Raw genomic sequence first — 20455 nt, 5'->3', positions numbered from 1 at the left:
GTGTTGCCTGAGCCGTATCGGTTGCACCACCGTGCCGAATTCTCCCGCACGGTGCGCCGCGGTCAGCGAATCGGGAGGCGAGATCTCGTCGTACACGCGCTCACGCACACGTACGACGATGTCGCCGCTGTCGATTCCCTGATCCGGGTAGGCGGTCCGCGGTTCGGGTTGATTGTGAGCAAGGCGGTGGGAAACGCGGTGGTTCGCCACCGGGTGGCCCGCCGCCTGCGTCATATGTGCGCCCAGATCGTCGACGAACTGCCCGCCGATACCGATGTCGTGATCCGGGCGCTGCCCGGCGCGGCGACCGCCGACTCCGCCGAGTTGCTGCGCCAGCTGCGCACCGGTCTCCGCAAGCTCGGCTTGCGAAGCGCACCGGAGCCCGCGCTCGGTCGCACCCCGGCCGGTGAGCGGCGATGAGAAGCATCGCCCGGTTACCCGCGAACGCGCTGATCTTCCTGATCGAGCTGTACCGGACCTATGTCTCCCCCACCCGGATGCCGATCTGCCGGTTCACCCCGACCTGTAGCGAGTACGCGGTGACCGCCCTGCGCACCCGCGGACTGGTCGTCGGATCGGCACTGACGGTGGTGCGCCTGGCCAAGTGCGCGCCCTGGCACCCTGGAGGGTGGGATCCCGTGCCTGAGCGCGGGTCGAAAGCCCGCATGAGAGGTCAGCGGCCGGAGGCGGAAGCGGAGCGTGACCACGCAGGCCGCCCGAGCATGCGTAATGGACACTGCACAAAGTCATCGCCCGCGCTGATCGGCGATACGAACGACGGGAGTACCTAGAGCCGTGCTCGACATCATCTATTGGCCGGTATCCGCGATTCTGTGGTTCTGGCACAAGGCCTTCGGCTTTGTGTTCGGGGCCGACAGTGGGCTCACCTGGGCCCTCGCCATCGTCTTCCTGGTCTTCACGCTGCGGCTCGTGTTGTACAAGCCGTTCGTCAAGCAGGTGCGCACCACCAAGCAGATGCAAGAACTGCAGCCCCAGATCAAGGAGCTGCAGAAGAAGTACAAGAACGACCGCGAGACCATGGCGCGGGAGATGCAGAAGCTGCAGAAGGAACACGGCTTCAACCCGCTGATGGGCTGTCTGCCGGTCCTGGTGCAGGTGCCGGTGTTCCTCGGTCTGTTCCACGTGCTGCGCTCGTTCAACCGCACCGGCCACGGCTTCGGCCAGCTCGGCCTGACGCCGGAAGAGAACGCCAATCTCGGCAACTACATCTTCTCCGCGGCCGACGTCCAGTCGTTCCTGAGCGCCCGGATCTTCGGCGCTCCGATCGCCGCCTTCATCACCGCCCCGCAGAACGAACTCGAGGGCTTCGCCGACTGGGGTGGCACGCCGACCCGGCTGAGCATCGCGCTCGTCGCGATCCCGCTGATGGTGATCGCCGGTGTGGCGACGCACTTCAACGCCCGCGCCTCGGTGCAGCGTCAGACGCCGGAGGCCGCCGCCAACCCGCAGGCCGCGATCATGAACAAGCTGTCGCTGTGGGTCTTCCCGCTCGGCGTCATGGTCGGTGGCCCCTTCCTGATGATCGGCATCCTGCTCTACTGGGTGGCCAACAACATCTGGACCTACGGTCAGCAGCACCTCGTGTTCGGCCGGATGGAGAAGGAAGAGGAAGCGAAGAAGGCGAAGAAGCTGGAGCAGCGCGCCCAGAACGCGCCGAAGCCGGGAGCCAAGCCGGTCGACGTCCGTAAGCGTCCGCAGGACGCCACCGCCGATGCCGATACCCAGACGACGAACGGCACCGCCGCGACCAACGGCACCAAGCAGACCGCCAAGCAGGGTGGTGGTCAGCGTCGCCCCGGTGGCCAGAAGCGGCCGGGCAACCGTGGTCGGGCGAACCAGAAGCGTAAGCGCTGAGTCGCGAGCAGATAGAGGAATCCAATGACTGTTGAGACCGAGACCGACGGAGGGGACGCCACCGTGTCGACGACTGTTGACGTCGCGAACGACGCCGAGGAGGCGTTGATCGAAGAGGGCGAGATCGCGGGCGACTACCTCGAGCAGCTGCTGGACGTGCTCGACTTCGACGGCGATATCGACCTCGATGTCGAGGGCGACCGCGCCGTCGTGAGCATCGACGGCGGCCGCGATCTGACCAAGCTCGTCGGGCGCAACGGCGAAGTCCTCGACGCGCTCCAGGAACTGACCCGGCTGGCCGTGCAGCAGGCGACCGGCGTCCGCAGCCGGCTGATGCTCGACGTGGCCGGCTGGCGTGCGCAGCGCCGGACCGATCTGAGCGAGCTCGGCACCGCCGCCGCGAAGCGGGTGCTGGAGTCGGGCAAGCCCGAGGCGCTGTCGGCGATGACTCCGTTCGAGCGCAAGATCGTGCACGACGCCGTCGCCGAGATCGATGGCGTGGTCAGCGAGAGCGAAGGTGTCGAGCCGAATCGCCACGTGGTGGTATTGCCCGAGTAGGCTGATTCCGCCGCGACCAAGAATCAGGCCTCCGGTCTCGGACCGGGGGCCTTATTCATGCCCTCTTGCGACCGACCACACTCGGAAGGATGTTTCACGTGGAACGAGAACTGGGTGCGCTGTCCGCCGAGCTGGAACCCCCGGCCGCCGCCGCGCGGGTTTTCGGTGAGCGCCTGGACCTCGCCCGCCACTACTGCGCGGCCCTCGCCTCCGCGGGTGTCGAGCGCGGACTCATCGGCCCCCGTGAAGTTCCCCGGCTCTGGGAACGTCACATCCTCAACTGCGCGGTGGTCGGCGAGCTGATCGAAGAGGGTGCGTCGGTCGTCGACGTCGGCAGCGGCGCGGGGCTCCCCGGCATCCCGCTGGCGATCGCCCGGCCGGATCTGCGGATCACTCTGGTCGAGCCGCTGCTGCGGCGGACCGTGTTCCTGAGCGAGTTCATCGACGAGGTGGGGTTGCAGAACGTCACTGTCGTGCGCGGGCGGGCGGAGCAGTCCGGAGTGATCAAGGAAGCCGGCGGCGCGGATGTCGTCACCTCGCGCGCGGTCGCCCCCTTGGCGAAACTCGCGCACTGGTCCCTCCCCCTCCTCCGTGATCACGGTCGGATGCTCGCACTCAAGGGAACGAGTGCGGCCGAGGAGCTCGAGCGCGACGGCGCCGAGCTGATCCGGGATGGCGCGACGGATCTGCGAGTGGTGGGCTGCGGCGCGGGCATCGTCGAAGTCCCGACTCTGGTGATCAATGCCGAGCTGCTCCCCCGGGGCGAGCGCCCGACGCGACGGAGTGCTCGGAAGGCCGCGGGTGCGGAGAAGAAGGCGCGGAAGCGTCGCGAGGCCGGGTCTGCCTGACTCCCGATCGCGCGTACTCGAAATTCCCGTTTCGTAACGTGACGAAATTTGCTGAGGGTAGTTTGCTTACGGCCACGTCGGGTCGAATTCGGGTGATCACTTCGGGTCGTCGCAATCTGCCTGCCGGAGTGTTTCACGTGGAACGTGGATGCCGCCGCTGGATGGTGGCTCAACGAAATCTCGCGGCGTGCTGACGATTAGAGCGCGTGCGGATGGATGCCTGTTCTGCTGAAGGACATTCGGCTGGCGCCCGTTCTCGTTCTCTGTTTGCGGCTGATAGGTAAAGGTCTCTTCCCTGGGCCTCCATTGATCTGGAACCGGCTCGATGCCTGGCTGGGTCTGCGGACAGAAGCCATGGCGGTCCAGTGGATTTCACCCACCCCCACTCCCCTGTTTCCCGTGAAACATCGATCGGGCGAGTGAATTGCGTGACTTTGGGTGTGTCCTTCCCGGCGTGCCGCGATTCAGCTTTCCTAACTGTCGCGGGGCTGGCAAGCTGTTCAGAGTCGGGCGTGTGCGCGAAGATTCACCGGAGTTGTGGACGGACGCTACGCCGATCTTGTTTGTGATGACACGGCGCCGACGCTCGGTCGGGAGAACGTGATCTGAAGTTTCTCGGGTTAGGAGCTGTCTATGTCGAGCGGTCCGGTGAATGTTTCACGGGAAACAGCGTCGCGGGTTCCGGGGATGCTGGACTCCAGCAACTTCGACGCGGAGACGTTCGGGAACACTCCTTTCGGGAATATCTCCCCGGCCGAGACCCCGATCGCGGCGGAAGCGCAACGCGCCAGCCAGATTCTCCATCCAGGAAAGGTCACTGTGCCGAAACCTCGCGAGCAACGGATCATCACCATCGCGAACCAGAAGGGCGGCGTCGGTAAGACGACGACCACGGTCAATCTCGCTGCGGCACTAGCGCACCAGGGGATGACGGTTCTCGTCGTCGATCTCGACCCGCAGGGCAACGCGAGCACGGCGCTGGGGGTGGCCCACCACTCCGGTGTCCCGTCCAGCTACGAGCTGCTGATCGGCGAGGTGTCGGTCAAGGACGCGATCCAGGTGAGCCCGCACGGCGAGCGACTGCTGTGCATTCCGGCCACGATCGACCTCGCCGGCGCCGAGATCGAACTCGTCTCGATGGTCGCCCGCGAGGGGCGTCTGAAGACGGCCATTCACGAGGCGGCCCTCGCGGGCTACGACATCGACTACGTCCTGATCGACTGCCCGCCCTCCCTCGGGCTGCTCACGGTGAACGCGCTCGTGGCCGCCAAGGAGGTGCTGATCCCGATCCAGTGCGAGTACTACGCGCTCGAGGGCGTGGGTCAGCTGCTCCGCAATATCGGTCTCGTGCAGGCGCACCTGAATCCCGAACTTCACGTCTCGACCGTGCTGCTGACGATGTACGACGGTCGCACCAAGCTGGCCGACCAGGTCGCCGAGGAAGTGCGCAACCACTTCGGTGACGTGGTGCTCAAGTCGATGATTCCGCGCAGTGTGAAGGTGTCGGAGGCGCCGGGCTACGGGATGACCGTGCTCGATTATGATCCAGGCTCCCGCGGTGCGATGAGCTACTTGGACGCGGGCCGCGAGCTCGCCGCGCGCGCTCAGGTCCGTCAGGACGCGTCGTAGTGGTTGTGTTGGAACGAAGAAGGGATCGGTAGCCGATGAGTCAGGCGAAAAAGGGCGGTCTCGGGCGCGGGTTGGCCGCACTGATCCCGACGGGTCCGGCGGCGACGGCGCCGGGGCTCAGCAGTGCGGCGGCGAGCGTCATCGGGATCAACCCGATCGGCCCGCAGCCCGCCGAGGCGTTCCTGCATCGGGTACCCGACGCCACCGAGTCCGAGGTCGAGCCGGAAGCCGAGCTGGTCTCCCCCGGCGACTCGGTCTACCGCGAGATTCCGGCCGAGCAGATCGAGCCGAACCCGAAGCAGCCGCGTCAGGTCTTCGAGGAAGAGGCGCTGGCGGAGCTGGTGCACTCGATCCGCGAGTTCGGTCTGATGCAGCCGATCGTCGTGCGCCGCGTCGAGCCGGGCGTCGACAAGTTTCAGTTGGTCATGGGCGAGCGCCGGTGGCGCGCGTGCCAAGAGGCCGGCCTGGCGACGATCCCCTCGATCATCCGCGACACCGCCGACGGCTCGATGCTCCGTGACGCGCTGCTGGAGAACATCCACCGCGTGCAGTTGAACCCCCTCGAAGAGGCGGCCGCCTATCAGCAGCTGCTCGAGGAATTCGACGTCACCCACGAGGAACTGGCCTCGCGAATCGGTCGCTCCCGGCCCGTGGTGACGAATATGATCCGATTGCTGAAGCTGCCGATCCCCGTGCAGCGTCGGGTGGCCGCCGGGGTGCTCTCGGCCGGACATGCCAGGGCGCTGCTCGGTCTGGATGCCGGAGCCGACGCACAGGAAGTGTTGGCGGCGCGGATCGTCGCCGAGGGGTTGTCGGTTCGGGCCACCGAGGAAGCGGTGACGCTGGCCAACCGCAATCCCTCGGAGGTCGCTCCCCCGGCGCCGAAACGCAAGCCGATCCACATGCCGGGTCTGCAGGAAGTGGCCGAGCGGCTGTCGGGTTCCTACGACACCAGGGTCACGGTCAGCCTCGGCAAGCGTAAGGGCAAGATCGTTGTCGAGTTCGGTTCCGTCGAAGATCTCGAGCGCATTGTGGCGCTGATGGAGCAATCCGGCCCTGAAACGTCACTGTGACGGGGCACTTCCGGCCGTTCTACACAATTGAAAGAGGCGGCATTACTGTGGATAGTGATGTGACGTGAGCGCCAGCGAGGCGGAGTCGTGAGCGTGGATGAATCGGACAGCTGGAGGCTGAGCAGAGCGGTGTCGACCAGCGTCACAGCATTGACTCTCGACGGACTCGATCAGCTCCCGGCGCACACCCGGCGGTGTGTGTTCTGGGAGCTCGATCCGGCTGTCGCCGCCGACTCCCAGGCCTTCAGCGATCCGGTCTTCGAAAAGGAAGCCTGGCTGTCGACCGTGATGCTCGAATGGGGATCGTGCGGCCAGGTGGCGCACGTCGACAACAACATCGCCGGGTGCGCGCTGTACTCGCCCCCGAGCGCCGTGCCGCGGTCGACGCTGTTCCCCACCTCCCCCGTGAGCCCGGACGCGGTCCTGCTGACCACGCTGCACGCCGAATTCCCCTACGAGGAGGCCGATGTAGCGGATCGGCTCATCCAGGGCGTGGTGGCCGATCTGGTCCGCCGTGGCGTGCGGGCGTTGGAGGCGTTCGGGATTCGCAACGGCCCGGCGACGAGCTCGCTGGCCGATCGCGGCCTCGGGTCTTCCATGCGGCTGATGGAACGGATCGCGGCCCCGCTGCGCGATCCCGCCGCGTCGACGCACTGCACGCCCGAGACATGCATGATCGACGCCGACTTCCTCACCGATGTCGGCTTCGAGGTGGTGGCCCCGCATCACCGCTTCCCCCGGTTGCGGCTGGAGCTCGACTCCGACCACGGTTGGAAGGAAGACGTCGAGCGCGCGCTCGATCAGTTGCTCGCCGCCGCGTCGATGGCTCCCCCGGCGCGGGTCGGCGCGTAGTAGCACCAACGACAACGGCCCCCGCGAAAGGCGGGGGCCGTTGTCGTTTCGGGATCGGTCAGGCGTTGCCCGCGTCGGCGGCGGCCAGTTCTTCGGCGAGCAGCTCGGCGAAGGTGTAGGTGCCGGTGGGCTGGTCGTCCTGGCCGAGCAGGTACAGCCGCTTCACCGAGATCAGGATGGCCTCGGCGATCACGTCGCGCATGCGCGGGTTGGTGAGGACCGAGGCGTCGTACTCGTTGGTGAGGTAGCCCAGGTCGACCTGCACGGTCGGCATCTTGGTGAGGCGCAGCAGATCCCAGGTGCGCTGGTGGGTGCGGCAGTCCTGCACGGAAGCCCGTGCGACGACCTCGCGCTGGATGAAGCCGGCCAGCACCTGACCGATCATCGAGACCGAGCCGTGCGAGTTGCCCCAGTAGAAGCCGGCCACGCCGTTGGCGGACGGATTGTCACTGGTGGCGCAGCGCAGCGAGATCATCAGATCGGCATCGAACGCGTTGGAGGTCTCGGCGCGTTCCACATCGGAGGGGTTGGCGCCCCAGGGCCGGGACAGGAAGGTCTCCATGCCGGTGGCGGCCATGCGGCCCTCGAGCCGGGAAGCGAGGTCCCACAGGATCTCCGACTCGTAGACGTCACCGAATTCGGTCGGCACCGCGAAACCCTTGTCGGCGCCACCGAAACCGGGATCGATGACGATCCGCTTGCCGGTGAGCTGCGGGCCCGCCCGGTGCACCACTTCCTCCTCGGCGATGCGATGCGGGTTGCCACCCGTCACGCGGGCGCCGAGCAGATCCAGCGAACGCAAGGTGTCGGGACCGCAGATACCGTCGGCGGCCAAACCGATCTCGCGCTGGAACGCGCTGAGGCCGTCGTGGGTGTGCGGGCCGAAATAGCCGTCCACGCGGTGCACGTAGAAGCCGAGGTCCTGCAGCTTGCGCTGCAGGGTGGCCACGTCGTCACCGTAGAGCGGGGCGGACAGTTGATAGATCAGCGTGCGGGCACCCAGGCGGTAGGAGGCTTCCTTCAGCGCGCGGTAGGTCGCCGGACCGACCACACCGTCGACGAGCAGACCGCGCTGCTGCTGGAACGCGCGTACCGCGGAGTCCAGCGGACGGTCGAACTCCGCGTCGGTGTCTTTCCAGTAGTCGCCGTGGGGCGGATGCAGGAAGCCGAGGCTTGCGAGGGTGCTCCGAACCTCTGCGACGGCTGGTCCTGAATCGCCGTGACGAAGTCGGTGCATGCGTGAGAGCCCTTTCCTTCGGCCGGAGCGTAGCCTCGATTGTCTCAGACCCGGGCGCTATTGCGGGAATCCCGGGTCCAGGCATCCTACGGCGCGTCGGCCGGTAGGAGGTGGGTTATCAGATCAGACCATCGAGTTCGCGCAGCAGGGCCGCCTTGCCCTTCGCGCCGACGATCTGCTTCACCGGCTTGCCGCCCTGGAACAGGATCATGGTCGGCAGGGACAGGATCTGGTAGTCGCGCGCGGTGGCCGGGTTGGCCTCGGTGTCGAGCTTGGCGATCGTCAGCTTCTCGGCGTGGGTACCCGCGATCTCCTCGAGCACGGGGGCGACCATCTTGCACGGGCCGCACCAGTCCGCCCAGAAGTCGACCAGCACCGGCTTCTCGCTGAGCAGGACGTCATCCGCGAAGGACTTGTCGGTGACGGTGATGGTGTTGGCGCTCTCGGCCATGGGTGTCTCCTAGGTGGAACTCAGTACTCGAAATCAGTTGGCGGACACCGCGGCCGCGCCGTCGGCGTTGGCGAGGGTGTTGGCGGTGATGTCGCCCTGCTCGGCGAGCCAGCGCTCGGCGTCGATCGCGGCGCGGCAGCCGGTCCCCGCGGCGGTGATCGCCTGGCGGTAGGTGTGGTCGACCAGGTCGCCCGCGGCGAACACGCCGGCCACATCGGTGGCGGTGCCCGGATCGTTCACCCGCACATAGCCTTCGCCGTCGAGCGCGACCTGGCCCTTGACCAGTTCACTGCGCGGGTCGTGGCCGATGGCGACGAACAGGCCGGTCGCGGCGAGCTCGGACTCCTCGCCGGTGCGGGTGTCGCGCAGGGTCAGGCTGGTGACGCTCGTCTCGCCGTTTACCTTCACCACTTCGGCGTTGAGCGCGAACTTGATCTTCTCGTTGGCCTTGGCGCGCTCGAGCATGATGCGCGAGGCGCGGAACTCCTCGCGGCGGTGCACGATGGTGACGCTGGCCGCGAACTTGGTGAGGAAGGTCGCTTCCTCCATGGCCGAGTCGCCGCCGCCGACCACCACGATGTCCTGGCCCTTGAAGAAGAAGCCGTCGCAGGTGGCACAGGCGCTGACGCCACGGCCGAGGAGCTCCTGCTCCCCCGGCACATTCAGGTAGCGGGCGGCCGAGCCCATGGCGAGGATCACGGCGTAGGCCTCGAAGGTCTCGTCACCGACGGTCACCTTCTTGATGGTGCCGGACAGGTCGATCGCATCGACGTCCTCGGTGCGCAGGTCGGCGCCGAAACGCTTGGCCTGCTCACGCATCTGCTCCATCAGGTCGGGGCCCATGATGCCCTCGCGGAAGCCGGGGAAGTTCTCCACCTCGGTGGTGGTCATCAGGGCGCCACCGAACTGGGTGCCTTCGAAGACGAGCGGCTGCAGCTCGGCGCGGGCGGCGTAGACGGCGGCCGTGTAGCCGGCGGGTCCTGAGCCGACGATGATCAGGTCGCGAACTGGCGTGCTCATGGGGCCCTTCCGAAAGACAAGCTGGGGACGTGTCGGTCAACAACAGCCTAAACGGTGTTGTTCCCGGAGTGACGGCACTGCCCGGGAAGCAGCGCGCTCAACCGATATCGCGCAGCGCCAGTTGTTCGGGCGCGCCGGTGCCGCAGCCGGGCCCGACGACCAGCGCGGTGATGGTCGGTGGCTCCGGCCCGAGCACGAGCACGAGTACCGCGTCGGTACCGCGGAAGGTGATGCTCGACGCACCGAGCACGGCGCGGTCGACACCGTTGGCCACGACGCAGCGGGTGAGCGCCGCCTCGTCGGCCAGCGGACCACGCACCTCGCGCTTGCCGAGGGCGCTGAGCGCGGCCGCGGCGGTGAGGTCGTCGCCCGTGCCGTCGGGTTCGATGAGCGGCGCCGCGGTGGGGGTGCCGCCGGTGGAGTCGAGCGTCTCGACGACCGCACCGGCGCCGGCGAGCACCGCGACGGTGGCGGCGGCCGCGGCGAGCAGGCCCATCCGGCGGCGGGATCGGCGCTGTGCCAGGGAGATCGGCGGCGGTGGCGCTGCGGCTTCGATGGCGGGCGGGACCAGCGACATCGGCGTGATGCGGTCGGTCGGGCCATCGCCAGCGTCGAGTTCGGCGACGAAACGGAACATGCGGTCGGCGACATCGTCGGGCATGCGATGCACGACCCTGTCGTCGGCGCCGAGCTTGCGGAGGTGGGCGTTCACCTCGTCGAGCTGATTCAGGTAGTGCAGCGCGTCTGGGTCGGTGCTGACCTGTGGCCACAGTTGCTCACGCAATTCGGGCGCGAGGTTGTCGGCATGCAGATCGGCCAGCAGTTCCGACGGGAACGGAGGCTGCGGCACGGATCGAGACACCCTCGCACCTCCCCTGTTCTGTCGATATCGGATCGCAGGATTTACATCGCTGACTTGTTCGTCACTGTTAATGACGCATCCGGGCTAGATCCGGTTCCCTGGATCCCGGAAAAATTCCAAACGTTCTTGCAAACGTACGCGCGCTCGGGCGCATCTGCTCTTGATCGTGCCCTCCGCCACGCCGAGCGCGACCGCGGTTTCGGCCACGCTGCGTCCCTCCATCTCGACCATCACCAGCGCCAGCCGCTGCTCCTCCGGCAGCGTGAACAGGGCTTCCTCCACCACGGTCGTGAGTTCGTACTCGGCGAAGACGTCACGGGGCTCGACGGCCTCCGGCATGGTCTCCGGCAGCAGCGAGATCGCCCGGCGCGTCTTGTTGCGCCTGATCCGGTCCAGACACGCGTTGACGACGATGGCGTGCAGCCAGCTGCGGACCTCGGCCTCGGCGCGGAACGAGCTCGCCGTGCGATGCGCCGACAGCAGCGCGTCCTGCAGCGAATCGGCGGCGTCCTCGCGGTTGTAGGAGGTGCGCAGCGCGGTCTGCCACAGGTGATCCTTGTGCCTGCCGAGCAGTTCGGCGAACGCGTGCGGCACCCCGCGCACGTGGGCGGCCAGCAGTTCCTTGTCGCTGCCGTTCGCCAAGACGAACGAGCGATCGCGGTCTGCGGCGACCTGCCGTGTCCCCCCGCGGACTTGCTCGTTGACTTCCGGCAACACCTGACCCCTTGGACAGCGCTCATTACGGCGACTTCACGTCGGCGAACGAGGCCGATCCATCACCTGACTACAACGCGGCGTCCAGGACCGACGTGGACAGATCCTGGGTAGCTCCCTGCCGAGAGCGCTGCTAGATCATATCGTCGATAACAATTGCGCACCAACCGGACCGCAGTTCGGTCAACGTCGGCGTCCGCGGCGGAATCACGCGGCCACCTGCGCTGATAGCGGTGGGAGATGGGTTGGCTACGGCGCGGCGTCGAGGCGGACGTCGGCGATCGCGGTCTGGAACTGACCGCCGGAATTCGCCAGCCCGGTGATCCACACGAGCACGAAACGAGCTGCCTGATCGGTCTGCACGGCGATGTCGGTGACGCCCTCACCGAGCTTCGCGGAGCCGATCAGCTGGGTCTGGTCGAGCGTGGGCGCCTCGGTCGGCGAGGTGCGGATCTCGACCGTGCTGCCCGCGCTGGGCGAGGTGATCGAGACGTTGGTCAGCTTCGCCGGGGTGGGCAGCGTGGCCAGCAGGCCCACGCCCTTCTTGAGGGCGGGGAACTGCTGGAAGTACTGATCGGTGCGCCACACCGTGGCCGGGTTCTGATCGAGCACGGCCCCCGCCGTCGCCGCGCCGTCCGGGGTGCCCTCCGGAGAGAACACCGCGGCCCCGGTGACGGGCACCGGGACACTGGTCGGCGGGGCGACGGAGGTCCCCTCGGCGGGCACCGCGGCCGCACTCGGCGGCGCGACGCTCGACGTGAGGCCGATGTTGATCTGCTCGTCCAGTGGCTTGTCCGAGGCGCCGGGCGCGAAGATGCTGACCATCCACCAGATCAGGATGCCGACGACCAGCGCGGCGAGCACGCCGAGGCCGACCATGATCCACATCATCCGCTTGGAGCGTTCGCGCTCGGCGGCGAGCAGCTCCGGATCGGCCAGCGAATCGGGTCCGCCGGCGACCGCCCGCTGACCCAGCCGCAGCACCGGGATGAAATCGGTCTTCTGGTCGACGACCGAGGCCTGTTCCAGCACGTGCTGCACGGTGGCCGCGGTCCGGACGCCCTTGTTCGACTCGAGCGAGCGCACCGCGACGGCCGAGATCTCGAACGGCACCTCCGGCCGGATCTGGCGCGGCTCCACCGGCGTGCCGTCGGGCCCGAAATCGGCCAGCCGCAGGCCGCCGATCGTGGCGGCCGTGCCGGTGACACCGCCGACCCGGATCGGCCAGCGCGCCGTGATCAGCGCGTAGAGCATCGCGCCGAGGCCGCGCACATCGGACTGGGCGTCGGAATCGCCGAGCGTGCCGGGGAACGCGAGCACCGCGTCGCCCGAGGCGCTGATTCTGATCCGATCCGGATGGTCGATCGAGAGCGAGCCGCCGCCACGATGCGCCAGCTCGGCCGCCGAGGCGAGCGCCCTGATGGCCCTGGCCGCGCCGATCGGCGAGGGGACCGTCTCGGCCATCTCGCGCAGCGAGCGACCCGGCGTCCACTCGGCCACCACGATGCCGCCCGAACTGCCGCGCACCACGTCCAGCACCCTTGCCAGGCCGGGCGAGTTGATCCGGCCGAGCCGCAGCGTGCGCGACAGGATGGCCTGCGGGCCGTCGTGCCCGGAGTTCTCACCCGACTTCTGATCGGCGTCGACGAACGTCAGCGCGACCTCGCGGTCGAGCTTGATGTCGAGCGCCTGCCAGAACTTCAGCCCACGCGCGCCGCCGTGACTCGCCAGCAGCCGATAGCGACCGCCCGCCACCGACGCGCCCGGGATCAGCTTCGGCCCACGCTGCGCGCGGTTCGCCGACGGCGGCACCTGCGGCGGGATCGGCAGCATGCCGGTGTCGTGCGTCGGATCGTGCGGCGGCATGGCCGCGTGCGGGGCATCGGGCTCGCCGTTGTCGCCAGCGGGTCCTTCGACCTGCGGATTCTCGCTGTCCTCGGGCGCGTCGTCGGGCGCGGATCCTGCCTTGTCCGCCGCAGCGGGCGAGACGTCGGTGGACATACCTCCTGCTGCGCGCGCCGCAGAATCGGCGGCCGGGACTCCGCCCACCGCGTCATCGCTCACCCTCGGTCCTCCTTCGGCCGGATAATCGCCATCGGTCTGCCGAACAGCGTACGGGAACTGTGCCTGACCGGTGATGTCAACAGCGCCGGGTCGGATCACGGGCAGGACCATCGTCTGGGTGTCCATGGAGTGCCCGTACGCGGGGAAGGCGTAGGTATCGGGGCGCCGCAGGACGGTGGTCGCGTAGATGTCGTCGGACGGTGTGTCGTCCAGGCCGAGATCCGGCGCGGGCGGCGTGATGCCGAGCTTGCGCGAGATCGCGACCGTGATCGCCACGACCTCCGGGATACCGGCCAGGCGCATCAGCCCGAACGCCACCGAGAACATCACCAGCGCGCCGACGGTGACCCGCAGCAGCGAGGCGGGACCACCGGAGAGGTGATCCATCCGGGTGACGGTGTCCACGATCAGCATCACCGCGCCACCGGCCACCGAGGCGAGCAGCACCCGGGTGACCGTGCGGCCAACATTGGACATGCGCAGATCGCCGAGGCTGCGATGCAGCAGCACGCCGCCGATGATCGCGCCCGCCGTGAAGCCCAGGCCGGTGGCGACGCCGAGGATGATCACCACGTCGTCGCTGTCGCGCGCCAGGACCGGGGCCAGGGCCGAGAACAGGATCTTGATCGTGGTGATGCCGAGGATGATCCAGGTGGGGGTCCAGGCCTGTTCGCGGGCGTAGAACACGCGCAGATGGATCAGCACGAGCGAGTACGGGATCAGCGAGAACGCCGACCAGCTGACCGCGGCGCCGAGGCGTTCGGCGTCGCCGGAGAACCGGGCGTAGCCGTACAGGGCCTCGCCGATCGTCGGGCCGGCCAGCGTCATGAAGGTGACCACCGGGATCAGCGCGATCATCGTGAGCCGGGTGGCCACGGAGAGGTCGTCGACCACCGCGGGCGTGTCGTCGGCGGCGGCGTTTCGGCTGAGCCGCGGCATGATCGCCGTCAGCAGGGTGACGCCGAGGACGCCGTAGGGCAGTTGCAGCAGCGCCCACGCGTTGGCGAAGATCGCCGGGCCCGCTTCGTCGGCGGCGGAGGCGATGTTGTTCGCGACGACCAGGCCGGTCTGGCTGATCAGCACGTACAGGATGATCGCGGCGCCCATCTTGCCGAACTGCTTGAGCCGGGCGTCGACACCCCACAGCGGTCGCAGATTGATGCCGTGCCTGCGGATCGCGGGCAGCAGACTCAGCGCCTGGGTGGCCACACCGGCGGTGATGCCGAGGCCGAGCACCAAGAGCTTCGGATCGCTCATCCGCACCGGATCGAAGGTGATCTCGCCGGGGGTCAACGCGTAGGCGGCGAGGACCGTGAGGGCGACCAGGTTGTTGAGCACCGGTGCCCAGGCGCCCGGTTTGAACGCCTGCCGGGTGTTGAGGATGGCCGTGAACAGCGCTGACATGCCATAGAACAGAATCGCCGGTGCCAGCAGATAGGTCAGCGCGATCGTCAGGTTGGTGTCGACCTTGCCGTCCGAGTCGACCAGGATGTGACCGGCGAGGACGGGGGTTGCCGCCAGGGTCAGCACCGTCGCGACGAACAACACGGTGAACGCCGCGGTCACCAGTCTTCGCACGAACGCGGCACCGCCGTCGGCGTCCTCCTGTTCGGCGCGTACGAGGGTCGGCACCACGATCGCGGTCAGGACAGCGCCGAGCACCAGCTCGGCGATCATGTTCGGGATCAGGTTGGCGGAGATGAACGCCGAGGCGACCGCCGGACCGAGCACCGTCAGCAGCAACAACTGCTTGGCGAAACCGGTGATGCGGCTGATCAGCGTCGCGATCGCGATCGACCCGGAGTCCTTGAGCAGTTTCGCGTTGGCGCTCTGCGGGGCGGCGGGCTTCTCGGTGGCGACCGGTTGCCGCCGGGCGATCTTCTGCGTCTTGGCGGCCGCCAGCTCGTCGACGGCGGGTCGGCGGCGGCCGGAGTCGGCACGGTCGACCGGGGTCCCCGGCATGCCCGGATACGAAGCACGCGCGGCGGCGCCACGACGCTCTCGTTCAGCCGGACTCGCCGCGCTGTAGCCACGGTCGCCGGGCGCACCGGCTCGATTCGGCGCGTCGGGCCGTGCGAATCGCTGGTCCGCGCCTTGCTGCTGCCGACCACCGTCGAACTCACCGCGAGTCTGCCGCGGAATCGCCCCGGACTGCGCGCCACGCGGCGGCCCCGGGTCTCCGGGTCGTGCCGGCCGACCGGGCTGCGCGAATTCACCGGACTCCGCCCCGCCCGCGGGCCGAGGTGGTTGCCCTGGCCGCCGCTGCGGGCGGTCGCCGAACTCCGCGCCGGGTGGCTGGTTGCGCCGTTCGGTCCCTGGTGGCCGTCCTCGCTCGCCCGGCGGGACCTGCCCGCCGGGTGCCTGATTCGGGAACTCTCCGGAGCCGTCGTGGAAGGCCGCGGCGGATCGCGGAGGCTGGGCGGGACGCTGCCGCGCAAACTCGCCGGATTGCCCAGCTGAACCGGGGGCAGGTTGCGGCGGTCGGCCGGGCTGCTGCTGCGGGAACTCGCCGGACTGCGCTGCCGAGCCGGGGGCGGGCCGGGGCTGGCCGGGGCGTTGCTGCGGGAACTCACCCGATGCGGGCGTTGATCCGGGTGCCGAATGGCCGCGACCGCCCTGCCGGCTGCCGGCTCCCGGCGACTGCGCGGGACGCTGTCCGTCGACCCCCGGCCGATAGCGGGTCGTCTCGTCCTCGGGACCGGGCAGTGGACGTCCGGGCTGATTCCCGGCGCCGGGCAAGGAGCGGCCGCGCTCGGCACCGGGCTCCCGGTAACTGGTGGGACCGTCCGTCTCCAGCCCGGGGCGCACAGATCGGTCGGGGTGCCGCTCTACTGCTCCCGGCGTCGCGTACGGCGGCTGTTCGTCGAATCCCGGCAGATAGCGGGTGGTCTCGTCGTTACTCGGCACCGGGCGGCCGACCCGACTGTCAGCACCGGGCAGGGAGCCGCCGGGCTGGTTCTCGGCGCCAGGAAGTAGGCGACCGCGCTGGTCACCATGCTGTGGGTGCCCAGGCTGACCCGGGCGCTGCCGGGGGAACTCGCCGGATTGCCCTGCCGATCCAGGCGCGGGGCGAGGCGCTTGTGCGGGGCGTTGGCCCTCGAAGGGTTGCGCGTAGCGCGCCGGCTCGCCCTCGGCGCCCGGCAGCGGGCGCGCGGGCGGACCCGGGCGCTGCGTGGGGAATTCGCCGGACTGCCAAGCACCCGGCGCGGGCCGGGGTGACTGTGCCGGGCGTTGACCCTCGAAGGCAGGCGTATAGCGGGTGGTCTCGCCGTCGGCATCGGAGACGATTCGGGCCTCGTCGCCGGGACTCGGATAGCCCGGTTGGCCCTCCGGCCCAGTGGGCAGCGGGCGCTGGCGGGGGAACTCGCCGGACTGGCCGGGAGCCGGGCGCTGGCCGCGGTGCTGCTGCCGCGCGGACTCGCCCGCATGGTCGGCGGTACCGGGGCGGTGCGCGAACTCCCCAGGCTGACCGGGCAGCTGTACGCGGGGAAGTTCACCCGACCGGCCGGGCTGCGGCGCGCGACCGGGCCGACTTGGCCTGCCGTCCGCAGGTTCGCCGGAGCGGAACATATCGCCTGGTCGCCCGGCATCGCCGGGCTGGAAGGCGCCGCCTGGGTGACCCGATCCACCCTGTGGGGGTTCGCCGGAGCTGTAGATATCGCCTGGTCGCCCGGTACTGCCGGGCGGAAAGCTGTGGCCCGGACTTCCGCTCTGTCGGTTCCCGCCGGGCAGGAACGAGTCGCCGGGTCGGCCGGCTCGGGACGCATTGCCGGGCACGGGCCGTGGGTGCTCGCCGAAAGCACCGCCGTCGCCGAGACCCTGCCCGGGGCGGTCGCCATAGGGCGGACGGTTCGGCTCGCCGGGCTGACCGGGCATGGGCAGACGAGGACCGGGCTCCCCCGGCTGACGTGGCCGCTCGAACGGCGGCTCACCCGGCCGCGACCCGGCGACATCGCGCTCCCCGGCCGTCATCCCACGCTCCCACGGCGCGACGGGCGCGTGGCGCTGCGCCGGTCCGTCGCGATCATCGTCGTGGTCGTGCCGATGAGCGGAATCATCGTCGCCCATCATGCCTCCTGTACCCGGCGTAACCCGCGATGCCCGCCGGTCCGGTGAGCGTTTCGCTCACCCGTGCCACTCTCGTCCTTGTCTGCCATGGTCCCCCGCCCGCGTGTCAGGCGGTGGCGTTCACTGTCGTTCGAACCCCTCGTCGGCGGGGTCGGGTTGACCGCGGAACCGGCGCAGGAGCCGGCGCCCGGCCAACAGCAACAGCAGTATCGCGGCACATGCCGTAATTATGGCCAAGGCCTGTCCGTAGGCGTTCGAACGCACCGAGACCGATGTCGGCTCTCCTAGCGCTACCCCTTCGGGCGTGGTAAGGGAAATCGGAATCACCAGCTTACGGCTGTCGCTCACCTCGGTCGGGATCTGGAAGGACCTGGTCCCCGACGGTGGAAGCAGCTGTTCGCCGATATCGGTGATGTTCGTCTCGGCGGGCGCCTCGATCTTGAAATGCACCCTGATCGCGACGGGCAGATTGTTGCGGGCCACCAGCAGCAGCGGGCTCTGTTCCGAGGCCAGCGTGTACACCCCGCCCGGCGGCAGCACCGAGACCGCGCCGAACATCGTGTCCAGTTCGCGGGTGGCCTGATCGATCCGGCGCTGGGCGTGCAGATCGGCCTGGGTGTCGTCGTCGGCTCTGCGGTCGGACAGGCTCAGCGCCCGCAGCAGGTCCTCCCGGACCGGCGTCATATAGGCGTGTGGGGTGAGCTCGGATTCCGGCAGCTCGACCAGCGCGCGCATGAGCTCGGTGATCCGCGCGCCCTGGGCCTGGATCGGCGGGACGAAACGTTCGGGAGCCGCGTCCTGCGCCGCCCGCGGCAGGTATTCGAGGGCGAACGGACGCGGGTCGGGCCCCTGGGCGACGAGGTCGGCGAAGCTGCGCGGCCCGGCCAGGTTGTTCTTGGTGAGCAGCTCGATGTGCTTGAGCAGCGCGACGCCCTCTTCGCGGCTCGCGCCCCACTGCTGCGGCGGCATGAGCAGCTGCGAGCGCGGGCGATCCGGCGACGGGTTCAGCGCCGTCCACGCCATCGCGCCGAGCGCGTCCTGCAACCGGGCGGCGCGCGAATCGTTGGTCACGTCGAAACGCACCTTGGACGGCGTGAACGAGGGCGTCGGCGGGTTCGAGCCGACCGCTGCCAGCGCCGTCGCCGACCAGATGTCGAAGGTCGTCACGCGCAGCGCGGGATCGGTCCCGGCCGGCGCGTTGGCGGGCGGGTCGACGCTCACACCGGGCACCCGCACGACGTCCGGCGCCGCCTCCTCCCCACCGACGACGACGCCGGGTTCCAGCGTCGTCGGCGCCGAGGTGAGCGCGTTGTCGGTGTCGGTGGGCTCGCCGTCGGCCGAGACCGCCGTGCTGGCCAGCACCGCCGTGCCGTACCCGTGCCCGCGCAGCAGCAGCCCGGCCGGATCGTCGATGGAACCCGAATCGGGCAGGCTCACCCCGCGCAGCGACCGGGTGTTGAGAATGGTGTCCACCACGTCGGCGGGCGCCTGCAGGGCCCTGGCCGAGAGGCCAGGATCGTTCACCGCCGCCAGCGCCGAGACGTCGACCTGCGCGAACGGCAGCGCCACCGTGCACATCGTGCTCGCCAGTACGCGCAACCGGTCGAGCCACTCCTGGGCGGCGACCGCCCCGGTGCCCTCCCTGGTGGCGCCCTCCGGATCGGACGGGCTGGCCAGCACGCGATAGCCGTAGGTCATGGTCTGCACGGTCGACACCAGGTCGGGGTCGATCGCGATACACACCGAGTTCGCCACCCCGCGTTCCCGGCCGGGCCCGGGCGCGACCGTCTCCAGCGCGGCGACCAGCTGTTCCAGCCGCCCGCCCTTGCCGACCGAGACCGCCAGCTCGTCGTCGAGCAGCTCCGCCTGCGCGTTCACCGAGCCGGGCTTGCCCGCGACCATCCGCGGCCGGTCGGCCAGCGGCCAGATCATCGTCGTGGCCACCGGCGAGGCCTGCGGCGGCGCGGCGACCGGTTCGCTGGTGGCGTCACCGCCCACCGGCGGCAGACCGAGCACGGGCAGCAGGAAGCGCGCGTCGTCGAGGCGGGCCTGCGTGCCGTAAGCGGGCTCGCCGTTGACATTGAGCAGCAGCGGATACACCCCGGGATCGGTGAGCCCCAGCGAGGGGCCGTCGCCGCCGGCCCGCAACGCGATGCGCACCGAGAACTGTTTGCGCTGACCCGGACTCAACCGCTCGGCCACATCCTGGAACGGCCCGGTGACCTCGTAGTTCACCTGATCGAGCCGCAGCGAACTGCGCAGCCCGCTCGGTGAGTCCACCGCGGCGGCACGCTGCACCCGCACGCTCACGTCGTCGACGACCCGGTCACCGATGTTGGTGACGGTGCCCGAGACCGTGAGGATCGAATCGCTGCTCGTCGTGACCGTCCCCGGCGCCACCGCGTCCAGCGTCAGCTTGAGGAACTTCGGCGCGGTGGTACCCGACCCGTTCGGTTGCGCGTGCCCGACCGCTCCGAGCAGCGTCACCGAACCCAAGATGGTCAGGACCGCCGTGATCAGCCGGAACAGTCCACCCGTCATCGCTTGCCGGTCTCCATCCGGTCGATCATCCGATTCGCCACCTCGGCCAGCCGCCGTTCGTCGGCGTAGGCCAAACGGGAATCCAACTCGCTCAACGGAACCCACGCAACCTGGGTGACCTCCACGTCGGCATCGGAGAGTTCACCGCCGAGCGAGCGCAGCAGGAAATGGTGCACGGTCTTGTGTACCCGACGGCCCTCGGTCACGAACCAGTAATCGATACTGCCCAGTTCGGCGACCACCTCGCCGTTGATCCCGGTCTCCTCGGCGACCTCGCGGATCGCGGTCTGCTCGGAGGTCTCGCCCTCCTCGATATGGCCCTTGGGCAGCGACCACAGCAGCCGCCCCCGGCGGTCGGTACGCCCGATCAGCGCGGCGGAGCGCTGCTCACGCGGGCCGTCCAACCCGTCGACGACCAGGCCGCCCGCGGAGGTTTCGCGCACGGTACGCATCCGCGGCTTACCGGCATTGCCCGCCGACCCGCGGCGCCGCGGCTGGCGGCGTCGACTGTTCGCGCGATCGGCCGGAGGAGACACCAAGTCAGCTTAGCGGTGTTGTTGGAGCGCTGGCGCGCTCGAGGTCGCGGCCCCTTGGTCCCGCCGATCAGGCACCGGTGCTTGCTCCTTCGTCGCCTACGCACCGGCGCCTGATCAGCCGGTCGAC

Annotated in this window: 17 protein-coding genes; 9 read left to right on the top strand and 8 right to left on the bottom strand. The window is 69.2% G+C overall.

From position 1 onward, the window contains the following. The 8 genes from rnpA to AB0H56_RS29000 all read left to right on the top strand — a co-directional run bounded on the left by rnpA (window position 1) and on the right by AB0H56_RS29000 (window position 6835). Window positions 1–420 carry a ribonuclease P protein component gene (rnpA, locus tag AB0H56_RS29035; protein ID WP_357169050.1) on the top strand — a complete coding sequence of 140 codons (420 nt, stop codon included), beginning with the start codon at window positions 1–3 and terminating at the stop codon, window positions 418–420. Continuing rightward, window positions 417–791 (top strand): membrane protein insertion efficiency factor YidD, encoded by a 375-nt coding sequence (yidD, locus tag AB0H56_RS29030; RefSeq protein WP_110037947.1) that lies wholly within the window; start codon window positions 417–419, stop codon window positions 789–791. Before rnpA ends, yidD begins: the two co-directional genes overlap by 4 nt. 4 nt (window positions 792–795) lie before the next feature. Beyond that, window positions 796–1875, top strand: a complete 1080-nt coding sequence (yidC, locus tag AB0H56_RS29025) for a membrane protein insertase YidC (RefSeq protein ID WP_357169047.1) — start codon at window positions 796–798, stop codon at window positions 1873–1875. 24 nt (window positions 1876–1899) lie between these two features. Further along, window positions 1900–2433 carry a protein jag gene (locus AB0H56_RS29020; protein WP_357169044.1) on the top strand — a complete coding sequence of 178 codons (534 nt, stop codon included), beginning with the start codon at window positions 1900–1902 and terminating at the stop codon, window positions 2431–2433. Window positions 2434–2522: 89 nt separating this feature from the next. Beyond that, complete coding sequence (gene rsmG, locus AB0H56_RS29015; RefSeq protein ID WP_357169041.1) at window positions 2523–3281, top strand: 16S rRNA (guanine(527)-N(7))-methyltransferase RsmG; 759 nt, start codon at window positions 2523–2525, stop codon at window positions 3279–3281. Window positions 3282–3914: 633 nt separating this feature from the next. Further along, window positions 3915–4910, top strand: coding sequence for a ParA family protein (locus AB0H56_RS29010; protein ID WP_357169038.1), 996 nt, complete (start codon window positions 3915–3917; stop codon window positions 4908–4910). Window positions 4911–4945: 35 nt separating this feature from the next. Next, window positions 4946–5983, top strand: coding sequence for a ParB/RepB/Spo0J family partition protein (locus tag AB0H56_RS29005; RefSeq protein WP_357169035.1), 1038 nt, complete (start codon window positions 4946–4948; stop codon window positions 5981–5983). A gap of 129 nt (window positions 5984–6112) precedes the next feature. Beyond that, entirely contained in the window at window positions 6113–6835 is a 723-nt protein-coding gene (locus tag AB0H56_RS29000) for a GNAT family N-acetyltransferase (protein WP_357169182.1), read from the top strand. Window positions 6836–6893: 58 nt separating this feature from the next. Here AB0H56_RS29000 and AB0H56_RS28995 read toward each other — a convergent pair whose 3' ends face one another. The 6 genes from AB0H56_RS28995 to AB0H56_RS28970 all read right to left on the bottom strand — a co-directional run bounded on the left by AB0H56_RS28995 (window position 6894) and on the right by AB0H56_RS28970 (window position 15145). Next, complete coding sequence (locus AB0H56_RS28995; RefSeq protein WP_357169032.1) at window positions 6894–8072, bottom strand: N-acetylmuramoyl-L-alanine amidase; 1179 nt, start codon at window positions 8070–8072, stop codon at window positions 6894–6896. 118 nt (window positions 8073–8190) lie between these two features. Beyond that, window positions 8191–8523, bottom strand: a complete 333-nt coding sequence (gene trxA / locus AB0H56_RS28990) for a thioredoxin (RefSeq protein ID WP_110037939.1) — start codon at window positions 8521–8523, stop codon at window positions 8191–8193. A 33-nt stretch (window positions 8524–8556) separates the two neighbouring features. Next, window positions 8557–9543, bottom strand: coding sequence for a thioredoxin-disulfide reductase (trxB, locus tag AB0H56_RS28985; protein WP_357169028.1), 987 nt, complete (start codon window positions 9541–9543; stop codon window positions 8557–8559). Window positions 9544–9640: 97 nt separating this feature from the next. Further along, entirely contained in the window at window positions 9641–10393 is a 753-nt protein-coding gene (locus AB0H56_RS28980) for a hypothetical protein (RefSeq protein ID WP_357169025.1), read from the bottom strand. 96 nt (window positions 10394–10489) lie between these two features. Further along, window positions 10490–11047 carry an RNA polymerase sigma factor SigM gene (gene sigM / locus AB0H56_RS28975; RefSeq protein ID WP_357169022.1) on the bottom strand — a complete coding sequence of 186 codons (558 nt, stop codon included), beginning with the start codon at window positions 11045–11047 and terminating at the stop codon, window positions 10490–10492. Window positions 11048–11368: 321 nt separating this feature from the next. Beyond that, window positions 11369–15145 (bottom strand): murein biosynthesis integral membrane protein MurJ, encoded by a 3777-nt coding sequence (locus AB0H56_RS28970; RefSeq protein ID WP_357169019.1) that lies wholly within the window; start codon window positions 15143–15145, stop codon window positions 11369–11371. Window positions 15146–16504: 1359 nt separating this feature from the next. On the opposite strand from AB0H56_RS28970, the gene AB0H56_RS28965 reads away from it, so the two are divergent. Next, the gene (locus AB0H56_RS28965; RefSeq protein ID WP_357169016.1) at window positions 16505–17299 is read left to right on the top strand and encodes a hypothetical protein; all 795 of its coding nucleotides are present in this window, start codon (window positions 16505–16507) and stop codon (window positions 17297–17299) included. Between the two features lie 72 nt (window positions 17300–17371). On the opposite strand, the gene AB0H56_RS28960 is transcribed toward AB0H56_RS28965, so the two are convergent. Both AB0H56_RS28960 and AB0H56_RS28955 read right to left on the bottom strand, forming a co-directional pair. After that, the gene (locus tag AB0H56_RS28960; protein WP_357169013.1) at window positions 17372–19792 is read right to left on the bottom strand and encodes a DUF6049 family protein; all 2421 of its coding nucleotides are present in this window, start codon (window positions 19790–19792) and stop codon (window positions 17372–17374) included. Next, the gene (locus AB0H56_RS28955) at window positions 19789–20244 is read right to left on the bottom strand and encodes an NUDIX hydrolase (RefSeq protein ID WP_110037933.1); all 456 of its coding nucleotides are present in this window, start codon (window positions 20242–20244) and stop codon (window positions 19789–19791) included. The genes AB0H56_RS28960 and AB0H56_RS28955 overlap by 4 nt, the downstream gene beginning before the upstream one ends. Window positions 20245–20455: the final 211 nt, after the last annotated feature.

This window comes from Nocardia sp. NPDC050717 (assembly GCF_040654275.1).
Lineage (GTDB): Bacteria > Actinomycetota > Actinomycetes > Mycobacteriales > Mycobacteriaceae > Nocardia.
Note: the sequence above shows the minus strand (reverse complement) of the source record. Positions and strands in the feature narration are given on the sequence as shown.